Here is a 23,127-nt window from a genome sequence, read left to right on the forward strand (position 1 = left end):
CCTTGTTTAAGAATGCGGGTGTTGGTGACGAACAGGTCGTCGCCCACCAATTGCACCTTTTTGCCAAGCTGGTCGGAAAGAATCTTCCAGCCTTCCCAGTCGTCCTCGGCCATGCCGTCTTCGATGGTGATGATGGGATATTTGTCGCACCAAGTAGCCAGCAAGTTGGAAAGATCTTGGGAAGTAAGCGCGACACCGCCTTCGCCGGCCAGATGATAGCGGCCGTCGCGGTAGAACTCGGTGCTGGCGCAATCAAGGCCCAAGGCGATCTGAGAGCCGGCTTCGTACCCGGCTTCGGAAATAGCCTGGAGTATGAGCTGGATGGCGGCCTCGTGGTTGGCGACGTTCGGCGCAAAGCCGCCTTCGTCTCCCACGGCCGTCGACATGCCTTGGTCGTGGATGAGCTTTTTCAGGGCATGAAAGACCTCGGCGCCCATGCGCAACGACTCGCGGAAACTGGTGGCGCCGATGGGCAGGATCATGAATTCCTGCATATCGAGCGTGTTGTTGGCATGCGCACCGCCGTTGATCACGTTCATCATGGGCACGGGCATCTGCATTGGGCCGCTACCGCCAAAATAACGATACAGCGACAGGCCGGAATCATCGGCCGCGGCGCGCGCCACGGCCATGCTGGCCGCCAACATGGCGTTGGCACCCAGGCGCTCTTTGTTTTCTGTGCCGTCCAGGTCGATCAGGGTGCGATCGAGGAAAGTCTGCTCTTGGGCATCCAGGCCCATCAGCGCCTCGGAAATCTCGGTGTTGAGGTTCTCGACCGCGCGCAGCACGCCTTTACCCAAGTAGCGGGCCTGATCGCCGTCGCGCAACTCGATGGCTTCGCGCGAACCGGTCGACGCGCCTGAAGGCACGGCGGCGCGCCCCATGGCGCCCGACTCGAGCAAGACGTCGCACTCGACAGTGGGGTTTCCGCGTGAATCAAGGATTTCGCGTCCAATAATGTCTACGATTGCACTCATGGTATTGGTTTTCCTGCCTGATGAATTGGAGCCAGTGACTGCCGGAGCCCCGAACTGCCGGATTGCCGGATCGCCGGGCCGCCACAAAAACTTCGATTGTACTGTGCAAAAGCAAGAGCCCAAGCGCCTGTTTCAGGCCCTTGCATAAAATCAGAGGCCCTGCTTGAGCGCCCCGCTGTTCTTAACGATGCGATCAATGGATGCCAGAGATTCCAGCAACGCCGCCATGCGGTCCAAGGGCACCGCGTTGGGACCGTCTGACAGCGCCTTTGCCGGATCGGGATGGGTTTCCATGAACAGCCCCGAAATACCGGCCGCGACCGCGGCGCGCGCCAGCACCGGCACGAATTCGCTTTGGCCGCCCGAACTGGAGCCCTGGCCGCCAGGAAGCTGGACCGAATGGGTGGCGTCGAACACCACGGGGCAACCGGTTTCGCGCATGATGGCCAACGACCGCATGTCAGACACCAGGTTGTTGTAGCCAAAGGACGCTCCGCGTTCGCACACCAGGATGTTGTCACCGTCGCCTCCCGCCTCGATGGCGGCCTCGCGAGCCTTGTTGACGACCTGCACCATGTCGTGGGGCGCCAGGAACTGGCCTTTCTTGATGTTGACGGGCTTGAGCGATGCCGCGCATGCCCGGATGAAATCAGTTTGGCGGCACAGGAAAGCCGGGGTCTGCAAAACATCGACGACGGACGCCACCTCGGGCACCTGCTCGGCCGTATGCACGTCGGTTAGCACAGGTACGCCGAAATGGTCGCGCACATCGGCCAGTATGGCCAGGCCCTCTTGCATGCCTGGGCCCCGGAACGATTTTCCCGAACTGCGGTTGGCCTTGTCAAATGAGCTCTTGTAAACAAAAGGTATGCCCAGCGCGCGGGTGATCTCTTGGAGCCTCCCCGCGGTATCGAACGCCAGCTGACGCGATTCGATGACGCATGGGCCCGCTATCAGGAAGAAGGGTTGATCAAGACCAACCTGGTGTCCTCCGAGCTTCATGTGACATTTTCCTTGAGGGCGGCCTGGGCCTGGCGTTGCAGCGCCGCATTAATGAAGCTGCTGAACAACGGGTGGCCGTCGCGCGGCGTGGAGGTGAACTCGGGATGAAACTGCACGCCCATGAACCAGGCGTGCTCCGGAAGCTCCATGATTTCGGGCAATTGCTCGGTGGGCGTGCGAGCGCTGATCACCATGCCGGCCTCTTCCAGACGCGGCACATAGGCGTTATTCACCTCGTAACGATGGCGATGGCGTTCGTAGACTTCGTCTCCGTAGATGGCATGTGCGCGGGTGCCGGCCTTTACGGGGCAACGCTGTGCGCCCTTGCGCATGGTGCCTCCCAGGTCGGACGACGCATCGCGGCGTTCAATCTGGCCTTCGCGATCTTGCCACTCGCTGATAAGAGCCACCACCGGATGCGGGGTCGAGGGGTTGAACTCGGTGCTGTTGGCATCTTGCAAGCCCGCCACGTTGCGAGCAAACTCGATAACCGCCAACTGCATGCCCAGGCAAATGCCCAGATACGGCAAGCCGTTTTCGCGCGCATAACGAATGGCCGCGATCTTGCCTTCGGTTCCGCGCTTGCCGAACCCGCCCGGAACCAGGATGGCATCAAGGTGAGAGAGACAGTCTGTGCCTTCGGATTCGATGCTTTCGGAATCGATGTACTCGATGCACACATGGGAATGCGTATGGATGCCCGCATGCACCAGGGCTTCGGTAAGCGACTTGTAAGATTCGGTCAGGTCGACATACTTGCCGACCATGCCGATATGTACTTCATGCTTGGGGTTTTCCAGGACCTCGACCATGTTGTCCCAAATGGTGAGATCGGCCGGGGGAGGCGAAATGGCCAACGCGTCACACACCAGATTATCCAGCCCCTGCTTGTGGAGCATGGAGGGAATCTGATAGATGGAGTCGGCATCCCAGACCGAGATCACGGCATCCAACGGCACGTTGGAAAACAGGGATATCTTGGCGCGCTCGTCCTCGGGCACGGGACGGTCGGCGCGACACAACAGTGCATTCGGGTAGATGCCGATCTCGCGCAGCTTTTGCACCGAGTGTTGGGTAGGCTTGGTCTTGAGCTCGCCTGCGGACGCGATGAAAGGCACAAGGGTCAGGTGAACGAAGGCCGCGTTGTTGCGCCCAAGGCGCAGGCTCATTTGGCGCGCCGCCTCAAGGAAAGGCAGAGATTCAATGTCGCCGACGGTGCCACCGATTTCGACGATGGCGATGTCGGTTTCACCGTTCCAGGCGGCGTTGGCGCCGCGGGCGATGAACTCTTGTATTTCGTTGGTGATGTGTGGAATTACCTGAACGGTCTTGCCCAGATAATCGCCGCGACGCTCTTTGCGCAGCACGGACTCGTAGATTTGGCCGGTTGTGAAGTTGTTGAACTTGCGCATCCGGGCCGAGATGAAACGTTCGTAATGACCCAGGTCAAGATCGGTTTCGGCGCCGTCTTCGGTGACGAAGACCTCGCCATGCTGGAAGGGGCTCATGGTGCCCGGATCGACGTTGATGTACGGATCGAGCTTCAGCATGGTGACGCGCAGGCCGCGCGATTCGAGGATAGCGGCCAGAGAAGCAGCAGCAATGCCCTTACCGAGAGAGGACACTACCCCACCCGTGACAAATACATATTTGGTCATCGTAATTGGCGCCCGGGGTGGCCGGGCAGGAGCGGGAAATTGAGATTATAGCCGACGACGATAGGGGTATTGGGCATATTCGACATGAATGTCAGGCATTGGTCGTGAAGATGATGCGGGAAGAGGATTTTTATATCGTGAAGCTCAGCCGCGACGTTTGGTTCCGTGCTCATGAGCATCCTGCTGAACTGTGCCGATTCAGACCCGTTTCCATAGCGTCTGGCTTGAACGGTGCTGCGTCGGTTTGAGTCTTTAAACGTCTAGCCTTGGACAGCGCTGCGTCGGTTTGGGTCTTTAAACGCCGCTGGTGGTGAAATGGTTTAGACCGGGGCGGTCGGGCGGTTTGCGGCAGCGCCCTCCAACGCCCCGGTCTAAACCATTTCACCACCAGCGGCTTGCAGTTGCGGCTGACGATGGGCCAGAAATAAAGGGGGGCTAATGGAAAACGTGTCAGCCTTGGCGACTGCCAACTGCTGCCGTCATGAGCGGCGAATCGACACGGGAACACCAGCTTTTTTGTGTTCGGGCAGTCGAGGTTAATCATTCCACCAACACCAAGGAAGCAAAGCTAAAACGCCACAACAAAACCGGGACCGCGAAACCTGCGCCGCCCTCAGCTGTCGGAGGCGGTGGAGCCTGAAACGGCGCTAAAAAACTCAATCCAAACGCCTAGGGACAGAAACTAATTACGCGCCCCAAGACCGCGAACATGATGAGCCACCAAGTACAAGAATGGGAATTAATAACGCCTCAGATCGGCTCAGTGCGCAGCGTAAGCCACTCCAGCGCCGGGCCCGCGAGAAGCGGAGCCAGACGCTGCCGCACCTCGCGGTGGTAATCATTGAGCCAGCCGCGCTCTACATCATCCAGAAGCTCGGGCAACACGCAGCGAGTATCAATCGGGCACAACGTCAGGGTTTCAAATTTAAGAAACGCCCCGAACTCAGACTCGCCCGCCGGCCGGTTGGCCACCAGGTTCTCAATGCGAATGCCCCATTTCCCAGGGCGATACAGACCCGGCTCGTTCGATGTGATCATCCCCGCCTCCATCGCCATGGACGCCCTAGCCGGAGTCCGATACGAGATTGCTTGCGGGCCCTCGTGGACATTCAGGAAATACCCCACGCCATGCCCCGTGCCATGACCGAAGTCGGCCAGCGCCGCCCAAATGGGCTGGCGGGCGATCGCGTCCAGCACCGGCGCCGCCACCCCCGCGGGAAACACTGCCCGGGAAAGCGCGATCATGCCCTTAAGAACCACGGTGTAGTCGCACTTCTGCTCGGCATCCACATGGCCCACCGGCACCACACGGGTAATGTCCGTCGTTCCACCCAGGTATTGTCCGCCCGAATCGATAAGCAGCAAGCCGTCGCCCTCGATTACCGCATGCGACTGCGGCGTTGCATGATAGTGAGGCATCGCGCCATTGGCCCGGTAAGCGGCGATGGTCGAAAAGCTGGGGGAGACGAAATTTTCGCGCCGCGCACGCGCCTCGGTAATTTTCTCGTCTATCGTCAGTTCGGTGATTCGCTCCTTGCCCAGCGCAGTCTCGAACCAGGCAAAAAACTCACACAGCGCTGCGCCGTCCTGCTCCATCGCCCGGCGTACATGAGCCAGCTCGGCATCGGTCTTGCGCGATTTGAGCATGTGCGAAGGGTTGATGGCTTCGACAAGCTCCGCCCCTGCATGCCGGGTGATGCCCACTGTGGTGCGCGCCGGGTCTACCAACACCTTTTGTTCGGCCGGAACACCCGCCAGCCCTGCGGCGGCTTCTTCGTAGGGCAGCAACTGCACGCCGTCCGCCCGCAAAGCCCGGCGCAAGGCATCATCAATACGAGAGCTATCGACAAACAGCTTTGCATCGTCCATGCCGATCAGGGCATGGGCCAGGAATACGGGGTTGTACGACACATCGCCGCCGCGCAGGTTCAACAGCCACGCAATGTCGTCCAGCGATGAGATCCAATGCCATGCCACACCCTCATCGCTCATGGCTGCACGCACGGCGACGAGATTCGCCGCACGGCTGCGGCAGGCAAACGGAGCCTGATGCTCATATAGCGGCGACAGCGGCAGTGCGGGACGGTCTGGCCAGACAGCGCCGGGCAGATCGAGCTCGGTCACAAGCTGCAGGCGCCCTTCGTCGAATTCGGCCTGCCAGTCTTGCTGCGTGCGCAGGCTTAGGGTCAAGCCATGCACAGCAATGCGAGCGCCCTCGAGAAGACGCTCGCACAGCCAACGCGGAATGCTCGGCACGCCGTCGGCGCCGGCACGCATCAACTCGATACCTGTGCCTGCCAGGTCGCCCACTGCCTGCTCCCAGTAGCGCGAATCCGTCCATAAGCCCGCGAAGGCTGCGGTGACCACCAGCGTGCCCGCCGAGCCCTCAAAACCGCTTAGCCACGCGCGCGCTTGCCAATGGTCGGGAAGGTACTCGGAAAGGTGGGGGTCGGATGACAGAACGACGCAGGCGTCAATGTTCTGTGCAGCCATCACTTTGCGCAGTGCGAAAAGACGGGCGGAATGAACGGAATCATCCATTTGAGTTGAGCCTTGATCAAAAAGAGAGCGCCCGTTACGAAGGACGGGCGCTGGGGAAAAACGGAAGTTACCCGCCAACAGGCCGGCCGGTGAAACCAAGGAACCAGCCAGAACTGCGGCAAGCCTGATTAAGCCACCGCAGAGACATCCAGCTTGGCCTTGGTCTTGGCCTGGATCTCTTCGACGGTTACGCCTGGCGCGACCTCGATCAGCTTGAGGCCGTTATCGGTGACCTCCATCACGCCCAGGTCGGTGATGATCAGGTCGACCACGCCGACGCCCGTAAGGGGCAGCGTGCATTCGGGCAGCAGCTTGATGTCTTCGGTGCCGTCCTTTTTGCGGGCCACGTGATCCATCAAAATGACAACCCGCCCGACGCCCGCGACCAGGTCCATGGCTCCGCCCATGCCCTTGATCATCTTGCCGGGGATCATCCAATTGGCCAGATCGCCTTTTTCGGACACCTGCATTGCGCCCAGGATGGCAAGATTGATCTTGCCCCCGCGTATCATCGCGAACGAATCCGCCGACGAAAAGAAGGAAGAGCCGGGCAGTGTGGTAACAGTCTGCTTGCCCGCATTGATGAGGTCGGCATCGATTTCTTCTTCGGTGGGAAAGGGGCCGATGCCCAGCAGGCCGTTTTCAGACTGCAGCCATACTTCGACGCCGGGCGGCACATGATTGGCCACCAGGGTGGGCATGCCGATACCCAGGTTGACATAAAAGCCGTCTTGCAGCTCACGCGCCGCGCGCGCCGCCATTTCGTCTCGATTCCAAGCCATTTCGTGTGTCTCCTTAGGCGTTGCGCAGGGTGCGGTGTTCGATGTGCTTCGCCGGGTTCTCGTTCAGAACGATGCGATGCACATAGATGCCCGGCAGGTGGATGGAGTCGGGCTCGAGCTCGCCCGTCTCGACAATCTTCTCGACTTCGACCACGGTGATTTTTCCCGCCATTGCAACGTTCGGGTTGAAGTTGCGGGCTGTCTTGCGAAAGATCAGGTTGCCGCTGCGGTCGGCAATATAGGCCTTGACGAGTGAAACGTCGGGCGTCAGCGACCGCTCGAGCACATACTGATCACCATCGAACTCGCGCACTTCCTTGCCGTCAGCCACCATGGTGCCCACGCCGGTGCGAGTAAAGAAGGCGGGAATACCGGCACCGCCGGCACGCAGCTTCTCGGCCAGCGTACCTTGTGGAGTGAATTCGAGCTCAAGCTCTCCGGCCAGGTACTGCCGTTCGAATTCTTTGTTTTCACCCACATAAGAAGAGATCATCTTCTTGATCTGCCGCGTGGCCAGCAACTGGCCCAGACCTAAGCCATCGACCCCGGCATTATTACTAATGCAGGTAAGGTTTTGCACCTTTGAATCACGCAGGGCCTCGATAAGGGCTTCGGGAATGCCGCAAAGGCCGAAGCCGCCCACGGCAATTGTCTGCCCGTCTGCCACAATGCCATCGAGTGCTTCTGCGGCACTTGCATAGACTTTATCCATCACTCCATCCCAAAAAATTCGCTCGGCTTGGCATATATGCCGAACGGTTGAAAATCGTTTAGCTATCGGGCGCGCGAAAACAGCGCGCATAGGCCGCCAACTGCGACTCTGACCACAGGCAAGGCTGGCCCGTGGCAGACTCGGTGTTCACGGTTATATTCTTGCCGCGCGCGTATGCGACACCCGGCTCGTCCTGGCGCTCGATAATAAAATCGTAATCCATGCTGGTGCGCCCGAACCGAACGAACACCAGCTTCACCACGACCGTGGCCGGGTACAGCAAGGGCTTCATGAAATCGCAGCTTGCATGCACCAAAACAGGATCGCGCTCGCCAGGCACCGGAATGCCTGCTTGCAAGTACAGCACGGCCCTTGCCTCTTCGACATAGCGGAAGTAAAGCGTGTTGTTGACATGGTGGAGAGCGTCTTGGTCGCCCCACCGCACAGGTATCACGCAATCGAATATGTGTCCGGCCTGCGGCACGGCGGATACTGCATCTTGCAACATAGCGGCGATCTTGGCATTAAAAGATAATACTTGCTAAGTATATAACGGCATCCGCGACGCCCTTTTGCATCGGTCCGCACATCGCATCTTCGGTCTGCAATACAATCGGCCTGAACGACTATTTATAAAATCCTTGTAACTTTGCAGCACTGCCGCAGGTGCGCAAGTCGGCGGCAACGCCGCCACAAGACAGAAATCAATACGGGAGATCCATACTCATGGCCGAGCGCGAATCAATGGAATACGACGTCGTCATCGTCGGAGCGGGGCCCGCCGGGTTGGCAAGCGCCATCCGCCTCAAGCAACTCGCCGCCCAGCGGCAAAGCGAAATCAGCGTGTGTGTGCTCGAGAAAGGGGCCGAGGTTGGCGCGCACATCCTGTCAGGCGCTGTCATGGACACCAAAGCCCTGGACGAACTCATCCCCGACTGGAAAGAAAAAGGCGCTCCAATCAACGTCCCCGTAACCGAAGACAAGTTCCTGTTTCTTACCGCCAAGGGCGCCCGCAGCACGCCCAACTGGCTGCTGCCCGAGTGCTTCAAGAACCACGGGAACTACGTCGTGCGTCTAGGAGACGTCACCCGCTGGCTGGGTGAGCAAGCCGAGGCTCTCGGCGTGGAAATATTTCCCGGCTTTGCCGCCGCAGAGGTCCTGTACACCGACAGCGGTGCAGTCAGGGGCATTGCCACAGGCGACATGGGCGTGGCGCGCGACGGCTCACATACACCCAACTACCAGCCCGGCATGGAGCTTCACGCTCGCTACACCATCTTTGCCGAGGGCTCGCGCGGCCAGCTCGGCCGCCAGTTGATCGAGCGATACAAGCTGGACGAAGGCCGCAACCCGCAAAGCTATGCCATCGGCGTCAAAGAAATGTGGGAGGTCGATCCGGCCCAGGCGCAACCCGGCCTGGTGATGCACACTTCGGGCTGGCCCCTCGATTCCGACACTTACGGGGGCTCATTCCTGTACCACCTTTCCGACAATCTGGTGGTGGTGGGCCTGGTCGTCGGCCTTGATTACGCCAACCCCTGGCTATCGCCGTTTGAAGAGTTTCAGCGCTTCAAAACACATCCGACCATCCGCGCCACCTTCGAAGGCGGCAAGCGCATCGCCTACGGCGCGCGTTCTCTTACCGCCGGTGGGCTTCTATCCTTGCCCAAGCTTACTTTTCCGGGCGGTGCGATGGTGGGCTGCGAAGCGGGCTTCCTGAACGCCTCACGCATCAAAGGCAGCCACGCGGCAATCAAGACTGGGTCGCTGGCCGCCGAGGCGATTTTCGAGGCGGTATCGGCGGGGCGCCAGCACGACGAGCTTCCCGCCTTTACCGAAGCGTTTGAAAAATCGTGGCTGCATGCCGAACTGAACAAATCCCGAAATTTCAAACAGTGGTTCAAGAAAGGTCGTACAGTCGGCACCCTGATGACAGGCATCGAGCAATGGCTGCTCAAGGGCAAGATGCCCTGGAGCCTGCGCCACAACAAGCCCGACCACGCCTGTTTGCAGCCCGCTTCCGAGTGCGCCCCCATCGAATACCCCAAGCCCGACGGCAAACTTACCTTCGACCGCCTTAGTTCGGTGTTTATCTCGAACACCAACCACGACGAGAACGAGCCGGTTCACCTGACCCTGAAAGACCCTTCGGTGCCGGTAAATATCAACCTGGCCAAGTATGCCGGCCCCGAGGCCCGCTACTGCCCGGCCGCTGTGTACGAATTCGTCAAGGACGACGAAGGCAAGGACCAGTTGCAGATCAACGCGCAAAACTGCGTTCATTGCAAAACCTGCGACATTAAAGACCCGACGCAGAACATTGTCTGGGTGGCGCCGCAAGGCGGTGAAGGGCCCGTTTACAACGGCATGTAAGAAAAAAGCGGGACACAGCCGGCCAAAGCGTAGCCGCGCACGCCATCGGCCGGCTGCTTCTGGTGCGTCGGATGCAGCCGGGCCGACTCAAGCAGCCTTCACATTGCCGGCCGGCCGCTTTGCCGGCGTCCATGACACAATTACCAGGCCCACCATCATCAGAAACATACCCACCAGTTCAATTGGCTGAGGACGCTCGCCCAACGTAATCCAGGCGCCGGCCACCGCAACCACCGGCACTCCAAGCCCGGCCATTCCCGCCACCGTGGGATGGATTCGGCTGACCACCATCAGCCAAAGGCCCCACGCCGCGGCCGACGACATCACCCCCAGATAGAGCACGCCGAGTATCATCCCGCCGCCCCATACGATGGGCGTCTGAGGAATCAGCCACCCAAATGGCAACGCCATCAAGGTTCCAAGCAGCAACTGCCACATCGTGAGGCTGAGAACGTCGGGGCGGCTTCGCTGAAACAACATCTTGCCAAGAAGTGTCCCCAACGCCCAGGACATGCCGCCGGCCAAGGCCAGCAGCGAAGGACCGATGCCACCCAAGCCCTGCCAAGGCTGGATGACCGCCACCAGGCCCAGGGCCGCCGGGATAAAGCCGATCCAGTGCCGGCGCAAGGGGCGGTCGCCCATCAGCGCCCACGCAAACAGTGCCACCCAGAACGGCATGGTATAGGCCACCATCACGACTCGGCCGGTGCCGCCGGCCACCAACGCCATCTGCACCAGGCATTGGTAAGCGGTGGTCTGAAACACCGCAATGCCTATGGTGAGCCAGAATGGCGGAAAGGCAAGGGGCCGCCGCAAGACCAACACCAGAACCAGCAAGGTCAGAAAGCCCACGGCGTACCGCAACGCCACTAGATCGAAGGGCCCGATGTATGGCACGAGCGCCTTCATCATCACCCACCCGCTACCCCAGATCACCACCGTCAGCGCCATCCACATCAAGGCGGCACGATCAGTTTGAGCTTTATCCACCCAACCCTCCCAAACGTCGGGCCGGGCGGCTTACTTAGCCGCCCGGCCCGATACAAAATACTCAATCCGTTCATGCCGGCGTACGACGGGACGCATTCAACCGAATGCCGGCCCGCCTCGCCGTACTACACCGACTGCGACAACTGGCCGAGAATTGCAGGATTTTCCAAGGTGGAAACATCCTGCGTCACCTCTTCGCCCTTGGCAACCACACGCAGCAGACGGCGCATGATCTTGCCTGAACGCGTCTTGGGAAGGTTCTCGCCAAAACGGATATCGCGGGGCTTGGCGATGGGGCCGATCTCGTGCGCCACCCAGTCTCGCAACTGCTTGGCGATGTCGACAGCTTCGTCACCCTGCGGAAGGTCGCGCTTGAGCACCACAAAGGCCACCACGGCCTCGCCCGTCGTGTTGTCGGGCCGACCCACCACCGCAGCCTCGGCCACCAGGGGATGAGACACAAGCGCCGACTCGACCTCCATCGTGCCCAAGCGGTGGCCGGAGACGTTCAAGACGTCGTCGACCCTACCCATGATCCAGAAATAGCCGTCGACATCGCGCTGTGCACTATCGCCCGCCAGATAGTAGCCCTTGAGCTCTGGCGGAAAGTAGCTGCTCTTGTAGCGTTCGGGGTCACCCCAGACTGCGCGGATCATGCCGGGCCAGGGCCGCTTCACGGCCAGGAATCCCCCCGTGCCCGGAGCCACATCGTTGCCCGCCTCGTCGACGATGGCCGCGGCAATGCCCGGCAAAGGCAGGGTGCACGAACCTGGCTTGAGCGGAGTTACGCCCGGCAACGGAGTGATCATGTGGGCACCCGTTTCGGTCTGCCACCAAGTGTCCAGCACCGGGCAGCGCTCCCCGCCCACATTGGTGTAGTACCACATCCAGGCCTCGGGGTTGATGGGCTCGCCCACGGAGCCAATGATGCGCAGGCTGCTTAGGTCGTATCGCCGCGGATGCACCTGGGCATTGGTCTCTGCCGCCTTGGTCAGCGACCGGATTGCTGTGGGGGCGGTGTAGAACACCGTAACCTTGTGGCGCTGGATCATTTCCCAAAAACGGCCTGCGTCCGGATAAGTGGGCACCCCCTCGAACACGACCTGGGTCAGGCCTGCGGCCAAGGGGCCGTAGGTGATATAGGTATGGCCGGTAACCCAGCCGACATCGGCCGTGCACCAATAAACATCGCTGTCCTTGGCGTCGAATGTCCATTTGGTGGTCAGCAAGGCCCACAGCAGGAAACCCGCTGAAGCATGCTGGACGCCCTTGGGTTTGCCCGTGGAGCCCGAGGTGTACAAGATAAAGAGCGGATGTTCGGCATTGACGGGCGCGGCCTCGCAGGTGGCGGGTTGACCGGCGCAAACATCGTGCATCCATAGGTCGCGTCCCTCGGTCCAGTCGATTGCACTGCCGGTGCGACGGTAGACGATGACATGGCGAATGGCTTCGCAGCCGCCCATGCCGATGCCTTCGTCCACTGCCGGCTTAAGTGGAATATTGCGGCCCCCGCGCATCTGCTCGTCGGCCGTGATGACCAGCGTGGCGCCCACGTCGACAATGCGGTCGTTCAGGCTCTTGGCCGAGAAACCGCCGAATACCACGGAATGAACAATGCCCAGGCGCGCGCAAGCCTGCATGGCCACCACGGCTTCAATGGACATGGGCAAATAGATGATGGCGCGCTCACCGGCCTTATAGCCCAGCGACTTGATGCCGTTGGCGAACTCGCACACCCGCGCATGCAACTCACGATAAGTGATCTTGGTAACCTTGCCGTCGTCGGATTCGAAGACGATGGCGGTCTTGTCGGCAGTGGGCGTATCGAGGTGTTTATCAAGACAGTTGGCGGAAACGTTCAGCTCGCCATCGGCAAACCATTTGTAGAAAGGCGCTTCCGATTCGTCAAGCACTTGTGTGAACGGCTTGTCCCAGATCAGATTCTCACGCGCCAGACGGCCCCAAAACTCGTCCGGTGATCTTTCGGCCTCATCGCACAAGGCCCGGTACGCATCCATACCCGATATATTGGCCTGCTGGACAAGCGCCTCGAAGGGCTGGAAAACACGTTTCTCGACCAGGATTGATTGGACCGCACTAGACATGATTGACTCCTGTGTTGGCTGTTGTTTCATAAGACTTGATAACCTATTGCCCTGACGGGACGCTTATATCGACACAGTATCGCGCACACCCGCCCCGCGCGCAAAATCCATACGGCTAAGCACCATCAAGCCGCCGACAAAGAACAGGCCGGTAAGCAATAGCGCCAGCCGGTGATTGCCATCGGTTACCCAAGTGACGACGCCGTAGCACAGCGGGCCCACCACCGCTGCAAGCTGCGTCGCAAACGTCCATAAAGAATAGAATTCGGCCAGACGCCGCGCGGGCGCAAGCCCGCCCACCATGGCCCTGCCGGCGCTCTGGCTGGTGCCCATGCACAGCCCGGCCAGTGTGGCGGCGATCCAGAACACCCACACCTGCACCGCCGAATAGGCGACCAGCACCATGACGATCCAGCCATACAAGGTAATCGTCAACGCTCGTTTGTGCCCCACCTTATCTTGAAAGTGTCCAAAAGACAGCGCCCCGGCCGCCGCGGCGATGTTGACGGTAAATACCAGCACCATTGTCTGAGCCATGGTGAAACCCATGGCCTGGTTTGCATAGACGGCAGCCAGGGTTACCACCACGGAGATGCCCGCATGATAGAAGGCTCCGCATATCAGCAACAGGCGAAAGTCGACAAAATGCTCGCCGGTTTCGCGCCAGGCGGTAGCCAACCTTTTTAGCCAGCCCAGCGCCGGCCGGTTGCTGGGCGCGCTGCGTTCACGCAGGAAAAGAAAAGAAGGCACGGCGGCGATCGCAAATACCAGGGCGGTCAGCAGCATCACATAGGGCACATACTGGTGCGCTTCCGCACCCCGGGCCGAGGCCCACCCCACCAGTGCCAGCGACAGGCCAAGCGTGAGCATGCCGCCAAAATAGCCAAAACCCCAACCCCAGCCGGACACCCGGCCCAAGGCGTTGGGCTGCGCCATCTCTGGCAAGAACGCGGCCACCACGGATTCGCCGACGCAATAGCAATAATTGGACAACGCCAATAGCACCAGGGCCAGGGCAATGTCGTTGGGTCCGACCAATGCAAGCAACGCGGTAGCGGCCACACACCCTACGGTACTGGTGAACAAAAGCCGCCGCTTGCCCGCCCGGGCGTCGGCACGCGCGCCCAGCGCCGGCATGGTCAGCATGATGGCCAGATAGGACAGTGACAACGCCATGGTGAATGCCAGCGTTCCCCAACTTCGGCCTTGCGCCACCACACCGACGAAGTACGTGCTGAACACCGTCGTGATGACGACGGTGGTATAACCGGAATTGGCAAAGTCGTACATTGCCCAGGCCCAGACTTCGCGACGCCCCACGCCGGGTTTGAGCGCGTTGCGAAACAAGCCCCCGCCTCCCGGCGGGACTGCGTCGGCGGCGTCAGCATCCGCCGCGGCGCGCGGTTCAGAACCCGCTTGAGACGGCCTGCTCATGGCAGAAGCACAGCGGCTTGCGTGCCTGCCGAAGGGGCATGATCGAACGACAAACTCTTCTTCACGGTGTCCATGGCGGCCTCTTTAGGTTCCTTTCACGACAACGAGCACATGCCAGCGACGTGCCTGCGCCCGCCATGATGCCATAAACCTTTTGCCGCCTGCTACTTTGTAACTACGCTTTACCCAACATCCAAGTTTCGTTAAACTCGGGGCAGTTTTTTTATCCAAGCGCTTAATTTTCAAGCGCATACGCTTATTTGATTGTCGCCGCCACGGCTGGCTGGGCCAAGCGCCTATGAAGCCAAACGCGTGCTGTCGTCCTATAAACACCATTGCACATGTCGCTCCATTCCACTCCATTGATTCCGACGCTCTCACCTCGAAGTCTATGGCGCGCAGGCAAAGCCCTGCTGGTAGCCTCGACCCTGGCGCTCGTAGGCTGCGCTGGTAATCCTGGCTCGGAGCAACAAGCCGGTAACGACTCCCATCACCTCATAGTCCGCGACAGCTATCTTTCCAAGACAAAATCCGATCCGCTCGGCGCCTATCTGGCAAGCTCAGACTTCAATCGGGCTGGTGCAAGCCGCGCCTACTCCGAACCCCGCACGCAAACATTGGTCGGCACGGCTCTGGGCCTGTTAGGCACCAAATACAAATATGGCGGCGAAACGCCGAACACGGGCTTTGATTGCAGCGGGCTGGTCGGCTACGCCGCCGAAAAGTCCCTGGGGTTGAAACTGCCACGGCGGTCGGCAGACATCGCGCGCCAAGGCAAATCAGTCAAGCGTTCCGAACTCAAGCGAGGCGACCTGGTGTTTTTCAACACCCGCGGCGCACGCTTCTCGCATGTGGGCATCTATTTGGGCAATCACAAGTTCGTGCATGCGCCCCGCACAGGCGCCGTGGTTCGCATCGAAGACATGAACGTCTCGTACTGGCGAAAGCGCTACAACGGCGCACGCCGGCTCGTAGCGGCCGCATCGCGCGGCAACTAGCTACCCAGCCGTTCAGCAAGGCATGCACGCCTCAAAAAATAGCGCGCGCCAACGTACGCGCGCTATAAACTGCAAATAAATTTCAAACCCGCCTCAGGCTGCGAACTTCAGCCCTTTCTTGCCGGCCGACTGCTTCTCTGCCTGCGTCGGACATGCCTCGCAATAACCGCTTTGCGTCAACGCTCGCTTCATGCAACATACCGAACGCCGGCACACCAATACCTTGACCCCCGAGCGCTGGGCCGCCGCGCGAAAGGTTTTCATCACGTTGTGCCCCAAAAAATCGGTGAGTAGTATTAAAAGGTCTGTGCCGGAAGGCAGTTGAAGCGTTTTCTTCTGGTGCGCGGGGTCGCGTCCGCTGATATGGTGCCTGATGGCGATGTTGTGCACTTTGAGCAAGTCGGGGATATTTCCCAGCCGATCCGCTCCGACCACTACCGCCCTAACTAATTCCGTCATGAAGAGTCTCCAAAGAACCAACGTCTTCGTAACGATAATCATTCTTATCTTATTCGTCAATAAGAATCATTCTTATTTTTGATAACGTTTTTACGATTCGTGTTTCATAATCGGATGTGTCGGCCGCCCCGGCCGCAGCAATGCCGCCCCATGCAAGCCGTCATGTCAGAGCGGTCGAGAAGGCTGCGCACAATACTTGCCAACCGCAGCCCAATGTGGAGAAAGCGGCCGCCTTGGGCGCCCTAGCCGTTAACGACCTGGCGCAAGGGTTCCGCATCGACGGCTTCCTGCACGACCTCGCGGGTCAATTCGGATGAAAGCATCTCTAGCAACACGTACACGTAATCGCGCAGGAAGACGCCGGACTTCACGGCGACCCGAGTGGTGTGGGTGCCAAATAGATGACCGGCGGGGATGCCGACCATGCCCTTGTCTCGTCGAGGGTCAAAAGCCATGCCCGCAATGATTCCAACGCCCAGGCCTACGTCGACATAAGTTTTAATGATATCGGCATCGATGGCCTCTAGAACGATGTCAGGCGTGATGTGCGCCGAGGCGAACACCTCGTCGATGGTGCAGCGCCCGGAGAACTGGCGGTCGTAAGTGATGATGGGATATTCGGCAAGCTGCGCCAGCGAAATAGTCTTGGCCTGGCTCGAGGTTAGCTCGGCTAACGGATGGTCCGGCCTGATGACGATGACGTGCTCCCATGAATACACGGGCAAGGTGGCAAGGCCGGCGGTACGCGACAACGATTCGGTCGCAATGGCAATGTCCGCCTGTTCATGCAGCACCATCTTCGCAAGCGTTGGAGGGTTGCCCTCGGCGAGCGAAACGCGCACCTTGGGAAAGCGCTCGCGAAAAGCGGGGATGACTTTAGGCAATATGTATCGTGCCTGAGCATGCGTGCACCCGATAACCACCCCGCCCTCATCGCGATGTGCGAACTCCTCGCTGACCTTTTTCAGGTTATCGACTTCGCGCATGATGCGATCGATTACCTGCGCCACGACGGCGCCGGGTTTGGTCAACCCCTTGATCCGCTTGCCATGGCGCTCGAAGATCTTGATTCCGAGCTCGTCCTCGAACTCGATAATGGATTTCGAAACCCCGGGCTGCGACGTGAACAATGCACGCGCCGCTTCGGTAAGGTTGAAATTGCGCCGAATGGTTTCACGGACAAAACGGAATTGTTGGAGATTCATGGTTAGATAGGCCGGTTGGAACCTATCCATTATAAGTAATATAAAAGCAATTCCAAATTATTTTTATGTATAAACATATATGCTCGGAGAGCGCCTCTTGCCAGCCGCTTGAAGCCCTGTTTCGGCCGCCGCCCTGTTTGCAGCCATCAAGAATATGTAATTTAGCCGCCTGGCCTCAGACCGGTTGAGACGGCGTCTGCCTGGGTGCTTTTATACGCAACTTGCGCCACAACATAAAGGCCATAAGGCCTGCAAACACCCCGTGCACCAACCACACGCCAAGCCCAAAACTAAGTTGCCCGCTGCCTATCCATCCGCGCGAAAGATTGATGAGGTTCATATACAACAGGCCCACAAGGCCTGCAATAAGCAAGTCTCCCGACCGGCCCAGGCGCGGGTTGACTGACCCGAGCGGCAAAGCCAACAAGGCCAGATTGAGCGCCGCCAAAGGCAGGGCAAGCCGCCACATAATCTGCGAACGGGCTGTGTCGTTGCTGTCGAGGAACAACTGCTCGGTAGGCCTGGCCTTGATCTGGCGCTCGACCAGTTCGCGCATGGCCTGCGGCGAGGCCGCATCGGCGCTGCTTTCAAGCCGGAAGCCATACTTATCGAAATCAAACAGCCTGAATTCGGATGAATCTTGCCGCAGGTCGTAACGATGCCCCTCATTAAGCACAAGGAAACGGTCACCGTTTTCTTGGGTTTCGACACGAGCGCTTTCGGCCGCCACCACGCTAAGCCATTCGGAGTCGATAACGCGCGCCACCACCCGACCCAACTCGTCTTGAGGCGATACGGGCTCTTCAGCAAAGAAGACCCGTGCGCCATCCTGGGTTTCAATGAACTGCCCCACCGTTACCTTGGAAAGATCAGACCTTTGCTCATAGCGCTGGCGATACTCTGCAATCTGCCGATAGGCCCAGGGCGATGCAAACAGGGTAAGAAACGCGATAAGCAGCGCCACCGGCACGGCGCAACGCAGAACAGGCCGGATCCAGTCTTTGAGCGACAAGCCGCTGGCAAACCAAACCACCATCTCGGATTCGCGAAAGTTGCGTGTAACGGTGGTAAGCACGGCAATGAACAGCGATACGGCGAGAATCACCGGCAATGCGGTAATGCTGGAGAATGTGGCAAGCCCCAGCACGACGTCTCCGCCGATGGTTCCATTGGCCGCCTCGCCCAGCAAACGAACCAGCAATACACTAAGCCATACGACCAGCAAGGTGGAAAACACCACGCCGGCATGGCTCATGATTTCGGAGACAACGGAACGCTTGAATAGTGACATGAGACAATATGCTGGATAATCGATAGTTTACTCAACAGCATCTGCAAGACACCATAGGAAAACTCGTATGGAATTTAGCACACAGACCTCGGCCTCTTTGCACCAAATCAAAACGGCGGCGCTGGCAGTCGGCGTCTTTGCCGACGGCGTGCTCGGCTCTGCCGCCGACATCATAGACAACGCCAGTGGCGGCGCCATCCGCGAAGTACTCAAATCTGAGTTTTCAGCCAAGCCCAATACGCATCTGGTGCTACGCCAACTTCCGGGTGTTTCCGCTGCCCGAGTCATTTTAATCGGTCTGGGCAAACAAGAAAGCTATAACGCCAAAGCCCACGCCGGCGCCGAATTAACTTTCGCCAAATACTGCGCGCAAGCCCGCCTTACTGAAGGCGTCTCCACTCTGGCGTCCATCGAGTGCCCGAACTCTACATTACGCAGCCGCGCTCAGGCTTGCGCCATCGCCGCCGGGCAGGCCGTATACCGCTATGACGCCACGGTCGGCAAGCGCGACCGCAACGAACAACCCAAGCTTAAAAAAATTACCGTCAGCGTCGGGCGCGGCCAAGCTCCGCAGGCCCAACAAGGTTTAGTGGCCGGTTGGGCCATCGCCAACGGAATGCAGCTTGCCCGCAAGCTGGGCGATCTGCCGGGCAATGTCTGCACGCCCACCTATTTGGGCGCCACAGCCAAGCAGCTTGCCCGCGAATTCAAGACCTTGTCTGCGCGGGTGCTCAACACCAAGCAGATCGAAGCTCTCAAGATGGGCTCCTTTCTGTCGGTGGCCAAGGGCTCAACCCAGCCGCCGGCCTTCATCGAACTCAAGTACACGCCGTCCGGCTCGCCAAGCGGCAAAAACGCCAAGGCGCCCATCGTGCTGGTCGGCAAAGGCATCACCTTCGACGCGGGCGGCATCTCGCTCAAGCCCGCCGCCAACATGGACGAAATGAAGTACGACATGTGCGGGGCCGCCAGTGTCTTGGGCACGATGCGGGCCGTTGCCGAGCTCAACATCGAGCAACCCGTGGTCGCTCTCATTCCCGCCTGCGAAAACCTGCCCAGCGGGCAAGCCAATAAACCCGGCGACGTGGTCACGAGCATGTCGGGGCAAACCATCGAAATTCTCAACACCGATGCTGAAGGCCGCCTGGTGCTTTGCGACGCCCTCACTTACGCCGAGCGCTTCAAGCCCGCAGCTGTCATAGACATCGCCACGCTTACCGGCGCCTGCGTGGTGGCCCTGGGGCACGTCAACACCGGGCTTTTCTCGCAAGACGACGAGCTGGCGGAAGGCCTTGTCAAGGCGGGTCGCACGGCCAATGACCCCGCGTGGCGCATGCCCCTCGAAGAAGCCTACCAAGAGCAGCTTCGATCCAACTTCGCCGACATCGCCAACATCGGCGGCCCGCCGGCCGGCTCGGTCACGGCAGCCTGCTTCCTGTCCCGCTTTACAGGCAAGTACCGTTGGGCCCACCTTGACATTGCCGGAACGGCTTGGCGCAGCGGCAAAGACAAAGGCGCCTCGGGTCGTCCGGTGCCGCTGCTGGTGCAGTTCCTGCAGGATCAGGCGTAGCCCATGGTTCCGCCGGCCGCAACGCTTAACGGCACACGCGCTGCGCGCACCATGCAATGACGGCGCGCGTCGACTTCGCCTTCGGTGCGCCAGACCGGCTGCGCATGGCCTGCGATGTGGTGCGCAAACACTATGACAAAGGCCGGCGCTTGGTCGTGTATTGTGCCGATGCCACCTTGCTTGAGCGTTTCGACCTCATGCTTTGGGGCTTCGAGGCGACGGCGTTCGTGCCTCATGTGGCGGCCGACGACCCTCTGGCCGCGCAAACGCCCATCCTGCTGACAGACAAGGCCATCGAGCCGCCCGGCTCCGATCCGGCGCCGTGGCTTGTCAATCTTGACGAACAATGCCCGCCGGCGGCGGATCGTTACGAACGCATACTCGAGATAGTTTCTCGTGACGAGGCTTCGGTGCAGGCTGCTCGTCAGCGCTGGCGCCAATATAAAAGCGACGGATACGATCTGCATGCCCACGATCTATCACGCAACGCTTGATTATTCAGCATTTTGTAAGTTAATCTCCTTAAATAGCAGTGGCCGTGGGCCGCTACTTCTGCCAACATACTGGCTGCATTGCATTTTTGCTTTCAGACACAAGGATTCTTCATGAACGATCCACGACAAAACACTTTGTCCCGCCAAGACTACGCCGCTCAGGGCGAGGTTGTGCGCAATCGGGTCTTGCGTAATACGTATTGGCTGCTTGCGCTGTCGCTGATACCTACGGTGCTGGGCGCTTTTGTAGGCCTGAACACGGGCCTCAATGCCGTGATGGCGGCAAGCCCCGGAATGAGCATCATGGTGTTCCTGGTTGGCGCTTTTGGTCTCATGTTTCTGGTCGAGCGCAACAAGAACAGTTCGCTGGGCGTGGCGCTGCTGCTGGCGTTCACCTTCTTCATGGGCATCATGTTGTCGCGCCTGGTGGGCCATGTACTTGGGTTCTCGAACGGTTCACAGCTGATCATGCTGGCCTTTGGCGGCACTGCGCTGGTGCTGGGCACGATGGCCAGCGTTGCCAGCACCACCAAGCGTGATTTTTCGCACTGGCAGAAGTTCTTGTTCACCGGGGTGATCATTCTTATCGTCGCGGCGGTAGCGAATATTTTCCTGCAGTTGCCTGCGCTGGTGCTAACCGTATCGGTGCTGGCTATTGGTATTTTCTCGGCCTTTTTGTTGGTCGATTTGCAGCGAGTGATCAACGGTGGCGAAACGAACTATATTTCGGCGACGCTGGCCATTTATCTTGATCTTTACAACATTTTCGCTAATTTGCTGATGCTGTTGGGTATTTTTGGCGGCGACCGCGATTAAGCCACAAAGCATTTCTGCATGAATTGGGCCGGGTTATCCGGCCCTTTTTTTTGGTGGGCGCTTTGCGATTCCCAGAATACGATGTTTCTGATCGGATGGGCTTTTCCGTTCGGTTGGCTCTTTTCTGATCGGATGGATCTGACCTGACGGAGCTTACTGGTCGGATGGATCTGACCTGACGAAGCTTACTGGTCGGATGGATCTGACCTGACGAAGCTTACTGGTCGGATGGAGTACTTGTGCCGGGTCTGGGGCGGGGCAAGGGTTGGCGGGCCGCAGCGAGCGGTTCCGCTACGCGGAACTTCCCGAGTTTTCTCGCCTTGAGCGGGCGGCGTCCGAACTCAACCTCGTCGCTACGCTCCTCGGGATTCGGACAAGCGGGCGCCTTCATCCCGCCCAAGACGAAAAAACTCGGCGCACGCTGAAAGGCCCGCCAACCCTTGCCCCGCCCCAGACCCTGCGTGTTACCGATTATCGAACGGCCGAAAAGGCAAATTGCTGGATTGCCGACGTGTCGAATTACCGAGCCCCGATTACAGCTCCTCCACCCCAGCGTCTTTAGTAACGCACCAAAGACGCCTACAAACTATACAAGTTACGAGGTGCGAACAATATTCCAGATAAACCTCCATGCGACGCGCCAAGTGAGCGGGACAAGCGCCTCCACGATGAGCCGTCGGTGGGCGGTCTTGGTTTATTGGGCGTTGCTTGCGCCGCATTTGGCGTATTTGCGCGGGGAGGTGTCGGTGAAAGCTGTCGAATCCCGAGGAGCGCAGCGACGAGGTTGAGTTTTTTCACCGCCCGCGCAAATGCGCCAAACGCGGGTAGTCTGGCGGAGCCAGACCGCAAAGCTCCGACCAATAAACCAAGACCGCCCACCGGCGGCGTGTTATGAACTCAAACTAATAACGCGCAGAGCAACTAAAACCTGGAAGATAGTCAGCTAAGAGCACATTACGCGGCCAAACCTACCGCGCCATTTCAGCGCATAACCACGGCGGGCGACTCGCCCATGATCTCGGCCACACCCTCGGCCTGCTGCCGGCTACGTATCAGTTCAGTCTCAAGCACCGGGCGCATACAGTTTGTTCAAGCGAAACAATCTCTCCCGCTTCAGGATAATATCCAGAGCCTCCCGGGGGCGGCCGCTTGCGGCCAAGTCTTGCGGAACGGACTCAAGCGCGGACAATAAAGGCTCGCGATGGCTCTGCCAGCAGTGCACCAGGAGCTGGTCGGGGTCCATCAAGCCTATGTCCAGGCGGCGCAACTCAGCACGGCGAAAATCCCGCAGGTTGCGGGTAACGACAGCCACATTCGCGGAAGGCTGTTTGGCCAGAGCGGCACGGGCGGCTGCGATTACGTGCCAATCCTTGGGGTCGCTATATACGAGACCCTGCTTGAATGGCGCGATATCTCCCTGATCGGCCTCTGGATACAGCGCCTGCAACGCATCCCACTCGGCGACTACAGCCTCGAAATCGACCTCCCAGACACGCGCCACGTTGCGGCGCCATTCGTCACCGATAATCTCGCTCCAGGCGGGCCGGAAACAAGCGTGATCGGCCAGACACAGCAACAAGCGGCGCAGCACATTGGAAATGAGAACGCAAGTATCCAATACGACAATGTCGGGAACAGAACTTCGAGTCGTGCCTGAAACCATATTCATTCAACTTTTGCGTCTTCCAGACGCCAAGTTGCAGCATGAAGCATTGAGGGC

20 protein-coding genes are annotated in these 23,127 nt (G+C 59.4%); 5 read left to right on the plus strand and 15 right to left on the minus strand.

Annotated elements, in window-relative coordinates:
• From eno to ACIY1O_RS06765, 8 genes are all read right to left on the minus strand, one after another.
• Positions 1-977: phosphopyruvate hydratase (gene eno / locus ACIY1O_RS06730; protein ID WP_397474320.1), on the minus strand; the 977-nt coding region annotated here is incomplete at its 3' end.
• Positions 978-1,127: 150 nt separating this feature from the next.
• Positions 1,128-1,979: a 3-deoxy-8-phosphooctulonate synthase gene (kdsA, locus tag ACIY1O_RS06735; protein ID WP_397474321.1), complete on the minus strand. Its 852-nt coding sequence runs from the start codon at positions 1,977-1,979 to the stop codon at positions 1,128-1,130.
• Entirely contained in the window at positions 1,976-3,637 is a 1,662-nt protein-coding gene (pyrG, locus tag ACIY1O_RS06740) for a CTP synthase (protein WP_397474322.1), read from the minus strand. Before pyrG ends, kdsA begins: the two co-directional genes overlap by 4 nt.
• The gene (locus ACIY1O_RS06745; RefSeq protein ID WP_397474323.1) at positions 3,634-3,810 is read right to left on the minus strand and encodes a hypothetical protein; all 177 of its coding nucleotides are present in this window, start codon (positions 3,808-3,810) and stop codon (positions 3,634-3,636) included. The genes pyrG and ACIY1O_RS06745 overlap by 4 nt, the downstream gene beginning before the upstream one ends.
• A gap of 577 nt (positions 3,811-4,387) precedes the next feature.
• Positions 4,388-6,178, minus strand: a complete 1,791-nt coding sequence (locus ACIY1O_RS06750) for a M24 family metallopeptidase (protein ID WP_397474324.1) — start codon at positions 6,176-6,178, stop codon at positions 4,388-4,390.
• A gap of 128 nt (positions 6,179-6,306) precedes the next feature.
• Positions 6,307-6,960 (minus strand): 3-oxoacid CoA-transferase subunit B, encoded by a 654-nt coding sequence (locus ACIY1O_RS06755; RefSeq protein WP_397474325.1) that lies wholly within the window; start codon positions 6,958-6,960, stop codon positions 6,307-6,309.
• Between the two features lie 13 nt (positions 6,961-6,973).
• Complete coding sequence (locus tag ACIY1O_RS06760; RefSeq protein WP_397474326.1) at positions 6,974-7,672, minus strand: CoA transferase subunit A; 699 nt, start codon at positions 7,670-7,672, stop codon at positions 6,974-6,976.
• A 58-nt stretch (positions 7,673-7,730) separates the two neighbouring features.
• Positions 7,731-8,180 carry an acyl-CoA thioesterase gene (locus tag ACIY1O_RS06765; protein ID WP_397474327.1) on the minus strand — a complete coding sequence of 150 codons (450 nt, stop codon included), beginning with the start codon at positions 8,178-8,180 and terminating at the stop codon, positions 7,731-7,733.
• A gap of 218 nt (positions 8,181-8,398) precedes the next feature.
• Here ACIY1O_RS06765 and ACIY1O_RS06770 point away from each other — a divergent pair, with 218 nt between their 5' ends.
• Entirely contained in the window at positions 8,399-10,045 is a 1,647-nt protein-coding gene (locus ACIY1O_RS06770) for an electron transfer flavoprotein-ubiquinone oxidoreductase (protein WP_397474328.1), read from the plus strand.
• Positions 10,046-10,132: 87 nt separating this feature from the next.
• On the opposite strand, the gene ACIY1O_RS06775 is transcribed toward ACIY1O_RS06770, so the two are convergent.
• From ACIY1O_RS06775 to ACIY1O_RS06785, 3 genes are all read right to left on the minus strand, one after another.
• Positions 10,133-11,035 (minus strand): DMT family transporter, encoded by a 903-nt coding sequence (locus ACIY1O_RS06775; RefSeq protein ID WP_397474329.1) that lies wholly within the window; start codon positions 11,033-11,035, stop codon positions 10,133-10,135.
• A gap of 125 nt (positions 11,036-11,160) precedes the next feature.
• Positions 11,161-13,140 carry an acetate--CoA ligase gene (gene acs / locus ACIY1O_RS06780; RefSeq protein WP_397474330.1) on the minus strand — a complete coding sequence of 660 codons (1,980 nt, stop codon included), beginning with the start codon at positions 13,138-13,140 and terminating at the stop codon, positions 11,161-11,163.
• 63 nt (positions 13,141-13,203) lie between these two features.
• Entirely contained in the window at positions 13,204-14,574 is a 1,371-nt protein-coding gene (locus tag ACIY1O_RS06785) for an MFS transporter (RefSeq protein ID WP_397474331.1), read from the minus strand.
• Positions 14,575-14,915: 341 nt separating this feature from the next.
• On the opposite strand from ACIY1O_RS06785, the gene ACIY1O_RS06790 reads away from it, so the two are divergent.
• Positions 14,916-15,572 carry a C40 family peptidase gene (locus tag ACIY1O_RS06790; RefSeq protein WP_397474332.1) on the plus strand — a complete coding sequence of 219 codons (657 nt, stop codon included), beginning with the start codon at positions 14,916-14,918 and terminating at the stop codon, positions 15,570-15,572.
• A gap of 93 nt (positions 15,573-15,665) precedes the next feature.
• On the opposite strand, the gene ACIY1O_RS06795 is transcribed toward ACIY1O_RS06790, so the two are convergent.
• From ACIY1O_RS06795 to lptF, 3 genes are all read right to left on the minus strand, one after another.
• The gene (locus tag ACIY1O_RS06795) at positions 15,666-16,031 is read right to left on the minus strand and encodes a DUF2325 domain-containing protein (RefSeq protein WP_397474333.1); all 366 of its coding nucleotides are present in this window, start codon (positions 16,029-16,031) and stop codon (positions 15,666-15,668) included.
• A 242-nt stretch (positions 16,032-16,273) separates the two neighbouring features.
• Complete coding sequence (locus ACIY1O_RS06800) at positions 16,274-17,236, minus strand: CysB family HTH-type transcriptional regulator (protein ID WP_397474334.1); 963 nt, start codon at positions 17,234-17,236, stop codon at positions 16,274-16,276.
• Between the two features lie 175 nt (positions 17,237-17,411).
• Positions 17,412-18,527 (minus strand): LPS export ABC transporter permease LptF, encoded by a 1,116-nt coding sequence (gene lptF / locus ACIY1O_RS06805; RefSeq protein WP_397474335.1) that lies wholly within the window; start codon positions 18,525-18,527, stop codon positions 17,412-17,414.
• 67 nt (positions 18,528-18,594) lie between these two features.
• Here lptF and ACIY1O_RS06810 point away from each other — a divergent pair, with 67 nt between their 5' ends.
• From ACIY1O_RS06810 to ACIY1O_RS06820, 3 genes are all read left to right on the plus strand, one after another.
• Complete coding sequence (locus ACIY1O_RS06810) at positions 18,595-20,097, plus strand: leucyl aminopeptidase (protein WP_397474336.1); 1,503 nt, start codon at positions 18,595-18,597, stop codon at positions 20,095-20,097.
• A gap of 56 nt (positions 20,098-20,153) precedes the next feature.
• Positions 20,154-20,591 carry a DNA polymerase III subunit chi gene (locus ACIY1O_RS06815; RefSeq protein WP_397474337.1) on the plus strand — a complete coding sequence of 146 codons (438 nt, stop codon included), beginning with the start codon at positions 20,154-20,156 and terminating at the stop codon, positions 20,589-20,591.
• A gap of 111 nt (positions 20,592-20,702) precedes the next feature.
• Positions 20,703-21,407, plus strand: a complete 705-nt coding sequence (locus ACIY1O_RS06820; RefSeq protein ID WP_397474338.1) for a Bax inhibitor-1/YccA family protein — start codon at positions 20,703-20,705, stop codon at positions 21,405-21,407.
• 1,063 nt (positions 21,408-22,470) lie between these two features.
• Here the strand turns inward: ACIY1O_RS06820 and ACIY1O_RS06825 are convergent.
• Positions 22,471-23,076, minus strand: coding sequence for a PIN domain-containing protein (locus ACIY1O_RS06825; RefSeq protein WP_397474339.1), 606 nt, complete (start codon positions 23,074-23,076; stop codon positions 22,471-22,473).
• Positions 23,077-23,127: the final 51 nt, after the last annotated feature.

The organism is Pusillimonas sp. (assembly GCF_044464525.1).
Lineage (GTDB): Bacteria > Pseudomonadota > Gammaproteobacteria > Burkholderiales > Burkholderiaceae_B > Pusillimonas.

What these genes read in the sequence shown, in the direction of transcription:
- pyrG (WP_397474322.1), bottom strand. Translation starts at nt 3,637, where the DNA reads ATGACCAAATATGTATTTGTCACGGGTGGGGTAGTGTCCTCTCTCGGT.
- ACIY1O_RS06810 (WP_397474336.1), top strand. Translation starts at nt 18,595, where the DNA reads ATGGAATTTAGCACACAGACCTCGGCCTCTTTGCACCAAATCAAAACG.
- ACIY1O_RS06825 (WP_397474339.1), bottom strand. Translation starts at nt 23,076, where the DNA reads ATGAATATGGTTTCAGGCACGACTCGAAGTTCTGTTCCCGACATTGTC.
- ACIY1O_RS06770 (WP_397474328.1), top strand. Translation starts at nt 8,399, where the DNA reads ATGGCCGAGCGCGAATCAATGGAATACGACGTCGTCATCGTCGGAGCG.
- ACIY1O_RS06760 (WP_397474326.1), bottom strand. Translation starts at nt 7,672, where the DNA reads ATGGATAAAGTCTATGCAAGTGCCGCAGAAGCACTCGATGGCATTGTG.
- ACIY1O_RS06785 (WP_397474331.1), bottom strand. Translation starts at nt 14,574, where the DNA reads ATGAGCAGGCCGTCTCAAGCGGGTTCTGAACCGCGCGCCGCGGCGGAT.
- kdsA (WP_397474321.1), bottom strand. Translation starts at nt 1,979, where the DNA reads ATGAAGCTCGGAGGACACCAGGTTGGTCTTGATCAACCCTTCTTCCTG.
- ACIY1O_RS06790 (WP_397474332.1), top strand. Translation starts at nt 14,916, where the DNA reads ATGTCGCTCCATTCCACTCCATTGATTCCGACGCTCTCACCTCGAAGT.
- ACIY1O_RS06795 (WP_397474333.1), bottom strand. Translation starts at nt 16,031, where the DNA reads ATGACGGAATTAGTTAGGGCGGTAGTGGTCGGAGCGGATCGGCTGGGA.
- ACIY1O_RS06750 (WP_397474324.1), bottom strand. Translation starts at nt 6,178, where the DNA reads ATGGATGATTCCGTTCATTCCGCCCGTCTTTTCGCACTGCGCAAAGTG.
- ACIY1O_RS06755 (WP_397474325.1), bottom strand. Translation starts at nt 6,960, where the DNA reads ATGGCTTGGAATCGAGACGAAATGGCGGCGCGCGCGGCGCGTGAGCTG.
- ACIY1O_RS06800 (WP_397474334.1), bottom strand. Translation starts at nt 17,236, where the DNA reads ATGAATCTCCAACAATTCCGTTTTGTCCGTGAAACCATTCGGCGCAAT.
- lptF (WP_397474335.1), bottom strand. Translation starts at nt 18,527, where the DNA reads ATGTCACTATTCAAGCGTTCCGTTGTCTCCGAAATCATGAGCCATGCC.
- ACIY1O_RS06765 (WP_397474327.1), bottom strand. Translation starts at nt 8,180, where the DNA reads ATGTTGCAAGATGCAGTATCCGCCGTGCCGCAGGCCGGACACATATTC.
- ACIY1O_RS06815 (WP_397474337.1), top strand. Translation starts at nt 20,154, where the DNA reads ATGACGGCGCGCGTCGACTTCGCCTTCGGTGCGCCAGACCGGCTGCGC.
- ACIY1O_RS06820 (WP_397474338.1), top strand. Translation starts at nt 20,703, where the DNA reads ATGAACGATCCACGACAAAACACTTTGTCCCGCCAAGACTACGCCGCT.
- acs (WP_397474330.1), bottom strand. Translation starts at nt 13,140, where the DNA reads ATGTCTAGTGCGGTCCAATCAATCCTGGTCGAGAAACGTGTTTTCCAG.
- ACIY1O_RS06745 (WP_397474323.1), bottom strand. Translation starts at nt 3,810, where the DNA reads ATGAGCACGGAACCAAACGTCGCGGCTGAGCTTCACGATATAAAAATC.